Origin of the sequence: Paenibacillus sp. E194, from assembly GCF_000935845.1 — a bacterium.
GTDB lineage: Bacteria > Bacillota > Bacilli > Paenibacillales > Paenibacillaceae > Paenibacillus_B > Paenibacillus_B alvei_B.
This window is the reverse complement of record NZ_JMDX01000381.1, coordinates 1-3,808: the sequence shown is the minus strand read 5'-3', so window position 1 is coordinate 3,808 and position 3,808 is coordinate 1. Positions and strand designations below refer to the sequence as shown.

The following is a 3,808-nucleotide window of genomic DNA, read 5'->3' as shown; positions in this document are numbered from 1 at the left end:
GCAGATGGCAGCGCTGGCGGGACTTCGGCCGAGCCGACCCAGCAGCGATCCTATCAAGCGATTGTTTCTTTGGGTGAAATGGTAGATATCGGAAAAATAAGCGGAGTACTTGTGAATCAGAAAATAGTTGAGTATATTGAGAAATAGAGGCTGACAGTCAGCCTCTATTTTTTTTGTCATCCTGTACCGATTGACAGAGAAGACTGTGAGCCATGCGCTCGCTGCCGGTACGCTTGAACCGCGAACGCGAATGGATTCGATGGGAACGGTGCCATCGCTCGTGCTGACGATTGGATTGTGGGACGTCCGCTTTGTGGCGGCGGGTGCGGAGAAAGATAGATTCGAATAAACATTGAATGCTAGGTTACTAGGGGATGTCGGATATACAATGTCTAGTTTGGAAAACGGCCTAAATCATTTTGTCGCGTTTGGCTTGACATCCGTCTTTTTACGTGCGACGACATACAATTCATGTCCGCGCATGTCTGCTTGGAGATGGGGAATAAGAGCCATCTTCTCTTGTATAGAAATTTCTTTGTATCGGTCTGATTTCTGTAGACTTAGATTGATATCCATATGAATTCGGTGCGGAGCTTGGCGAGAAAAGATAGTAATTAGTTCAAATGAAGCCTGTTCCAGCAATAAAGGTAAATTATAACTAGAGTAATGGAATAAATGATCGACTTCTGTATAGAGTAAAGATTCAACTCCGCAAATTTCATTGGTAAAGGAGTGATGGTTTGGAACGCTAAAAAATAGCAAACCATCCTCATAAAGTACAGAATGAACTTCTTGTAGAAAAGTAATTGGTTCCGGAACATGTTCGAGCACATGCCAAAAAGCAACGGCGTTAAAGGTTGGTTGTGTGGGGAAAAGCGATCGCTCCCACATGCTGTTATTCAATTTAATACCGTAATTTTCTTTAACATATTGGCAAGAAGTGGCGGATGGTTCTAAACCTGAAACATTCCATCCCGCAGCTTGTGCAGCGTATAAAAATTCACCGGTGCCAGAACCTATTTCAAGCAGATTTCCTTTGGTTGCGTGAAATTGTTGAATTAATGTGATATTGAATAATGCAAATTCAACAAAAGTAGATTCTTTATACGGCTCTCTCATAGATAACCAAGCTTCATTATAAATTTCCGGAATAAATTTTTTAGTATTGATATTTGATAATCCTTCCTGAAATACCAACTCGCAATTAGAACATTGCAATAAGTTAAATTGGCTATAACGATGAAAGTATGTAATGAATTGTGATTTGCATATCGGACAATTCATGGATAGCCCTCCCCCTTCACATTATGGTATATGACTTCGTGGAGCATTGTGTTCTATCCTAAAAAAAGAAATCAGGAACAATCGCGGAACAAGACTGGCATGACGAGTTGTTGACATTGGGTGTTTTGTATGCCCGGCTGTGAAGACGACAGCAGGAAGGGAGCGACTGGAGCTTATCTTCATGAGGCTGCAAATCTTATTACGCTCGATTCCTTGGCAGACACACTGGATTGCAGTACCATAACCAGTTTCCCCGTTGGATAAGTGGCAGTCTACAACTACGAGCGGTTACCAAAAAAATGAAGAAGCCTTAGCCCGATGAAAGCACGAGCGAAGGCTGCTTAAGCATATTATTTTATTTTAATGAGAATAAATGTACCGCTCGATCAGCGTTTCATACACATTTTTAGGACGGAGCCCGACAAGTTTTTCTACCGGCTCACCGTTATGAAACATCATGACGGTTGGCATAAACATAACGCGGTATTCGGACGCGATGGCAGGGGAGTCGTCACAACACTATGTGATGTTTTGTATGAATAACTATAGTCAAGCAACAAGAAGTGTTTTAACATCTGCAGAAATACAGCAAAACCTCCAGTTCCACATCGTGGGCTGGAGGTCTTTTTGTTTTGAATGGTGAACCCTAAAAGTGCACCAAGGATCCTATTTTGCGCCAAAGCGAGAAATCCGCAGGCAAGCCAGTAAATGACGAGCAGCTTGCCGCCTAATTTGATGAGTTGAAAGCTTGCGCTCAATCCTACCGTGGTGAAGAACGTGAGCATGAATAGACTTTGGAGCGAAGTATCCAATGTAATTTCCAAAAGTCCTGTTGTTTTTAGGATTGTAGCTAGAATAGCAAACAGCAGTCCACCGACAACAGGCGCCGGAATACAAAACTTTTGCAGTACTCCCGATTTTCTGACAAGTAAGGTTCCTAGTACAAGCAGGGCTACGGCCAAAAATATCGTATTCACTTGATTAAGCGCCATCGTCATCAGTGTTCCTCCCCATAAATGTCATGATAGCTTCATTCGTCAAGTAGGCTCCTAGCTTAATGGTTCTTCCGTTCTCGTCAACGGCTGGATTCACCTCGCAGATATCAAAAGAAAGCGTTTTCTTATGAGCGGATGAAATAATGTTATCGATCTGTCCTTCATACATATCTTCTTCTAAAATGTAGCGGGTACCGAGATCGTCCCCTTTGTCGAACAGTTCTTGTGTATTACCGAAACGCTGGATGCCAAGCACAAAGTAGCTACTATTGCGATCCTGCTCTAGTATTTGACGGAACATCGTTCCTGATGATGGCTGAGTGTCGTAGGGGTGTAGGTCAAAATGGGCGTCAATATTGATAATGCCTAGCGAAGCATCTAGTCCGATATGCTGCCGGACACCTAAATAATGTCCATACAGCGTCTCATGTCCACCGCCAAAAATAATAGGAGTAGAAGACTTGGATAAGAGATCAGAGACGGTATGACCCAATGCTGCTTGGGCTTCTTCAAGTTTGTCATTGGAACAAGTCACATTTCCCGCATCGACAAGACGATGACCTTCCGCTGTTCTCCAGGGGAGGCTTGCGAGCGCTTGCCTGATCGCATTCGGAGCGTTTGCCGCGCCTAATCTCCCTTGATTGCGTCGAACGCCTTCCTCGCATTCAAAAAGGTGCTGAGCAGAAAGGCAGTGGTCGATTCCTTGCGAAAATACGAACCAGTGCATCCACGAAGACGATATTGAATCACTCCCTTTGTATAAGGAAAAGTTGGTCTTGGTGCTGCATCGGAATCATGCCCTAGCTCAGAAGGAATCTATTACATTCAAAGAGTTGGAAAGAGAACCCTTCATTATTAGCATGGAAGGATTCCAGACGAGGGAAGATATTTTGAGAGCCTCTGCGCTCAAGCAAGCATCTCCGAACATCAAATTCGAAATCGAGCGGATTGAGACCGCTTTGACATTGGTAAGAGAGAATCTAGGCGTTTCCATTATTCCGGAAAACTATTTAGTTGAACCGAAGGATGAATCGATTGTCCGCAAAACGTTGGATTCGCCTGCGTTGGGACGTACCGTCTATTTGATGGTTATGAAAAATCGGTATTTGGCACCTGCGGTTCAATGCTTCTTGGAAGAGATACAACGCAATTTTGCGCTAGGGCACAAAGCAATGGATGTGATATATAGTATGGGTAAGGGTGAAAAAGAGAAGTTAGAGAGTAGTAATCTTTAAGGTAAGGAGGTTCGTTCCATTTCTTTACTTTGTATCTGTTCGTGAAGTTCATAGATATCATCGTGGTATTTGCAAGCTTCGCAAAATCATGAGAAAGCTCAATAATAAGATGAAAGAGGTATCAACGAGATGGAACAAATCAAAGCTATAAAAACCGAAATAGGTGAAATTCATGGAAGAGACGCGATCTTCCTAGATGATATTCAATTCAATTATCAAAAGAATGAAGTTAAATTAATTGGTGAGATAAGTGGTTCATTATGTACAGAATCGGATAATGATGAGTTTATTGGA

At 42.7% G+C, this 3,808-nt stretch carries 4 protein-coding genes and 2 pseudogenes; 2 read left to right on the top strand and 4 right to left on the bottom strand.

The window, feature by feature from the left end:
* Nucleotides 1-205: 205 nt before the first annotated feature.
* A complete protein-coding gene (locus AZ66_RS31705; protein WP_156160118.1) occupies nucleotides 206-349 on the top strand; it encodes a hypothetical protein in 144 nt (47 codons plus the stop codon).
* 65 nt (nucleotides 350-414) lie between these two features.
* Here AZ66_RS31705 and AZ66_RS27750 read toward each other — a convergent pair whose 3' ends face one another.
* The 4 genes and pseudogenes from AZ66_RS27750 to AZ66_RS27740 form a co-directional block, all read right to left on the bottom strand.
* Nucleotides 415-1,284 carry a class I SAM-dependent methyltransferase gene (locus AZ66_RS27750; protein WP_044357873.1) on the bottom strand — a complete coding sequence of 290 codons (870 nt, stop codon included), beginning with the start codon at nucleotides 1,282-1,284 and terminating at the stop codon, nucleotides 415-417.
* Nucleotides 1,285-1,644: 360 nt separating this feature from the next.
* A complete protein-coding gene (locus tag AZ66_RS33160) occupies nucleotides 1,645-1,740 on the bottom strand; it encodes a hypothetical protein (RefSeq protein ID WP_231587080.1) in 96 nt (31 codons plus the stop codon).
* A 188-nt stretch (nucleotides 1,741-1,928) separates the two neighbouring features.
* Nucleotides 1,929-2,282: pseudogene (locus AZ66_RS27745) on the bottom strand (sodium/glutamate symporter); the annotation flags it as partial.
* Nucleotides 2,266-2,979, bottom strand: coding sequence for a formimidoylglutamase (locus tag AZ66_RS27740; RefSeq protein WP_231587079.1), 714 nt, complete (start codon nucleotides 2,977-2,979; stop codon nucleotides 2,266-2,268). The gene AZ66_RS27740 and the pseudogene AZ66_RS27745, both read right to left, overlap by 17 nt.
* Here AZ66_RS27740 and AZ66_RS27735 point away from each other — a divergent pair.
* Nucleotides 2,950-3,514 (top strand): annotated as a pseudogene (locus AZ66_RS27735) (LysR family transcriptional regulator substrate-binding protein); the annotation flags it as partial. The gene AZ66_RS27740 and the pseudogene AZ66_RS27735 sit on opposite strands and share 30 nt — an antisense overlap.
* Between the last annotated feature and the right edge of the window lie 294 nt (nucleotides 3,515-3,808).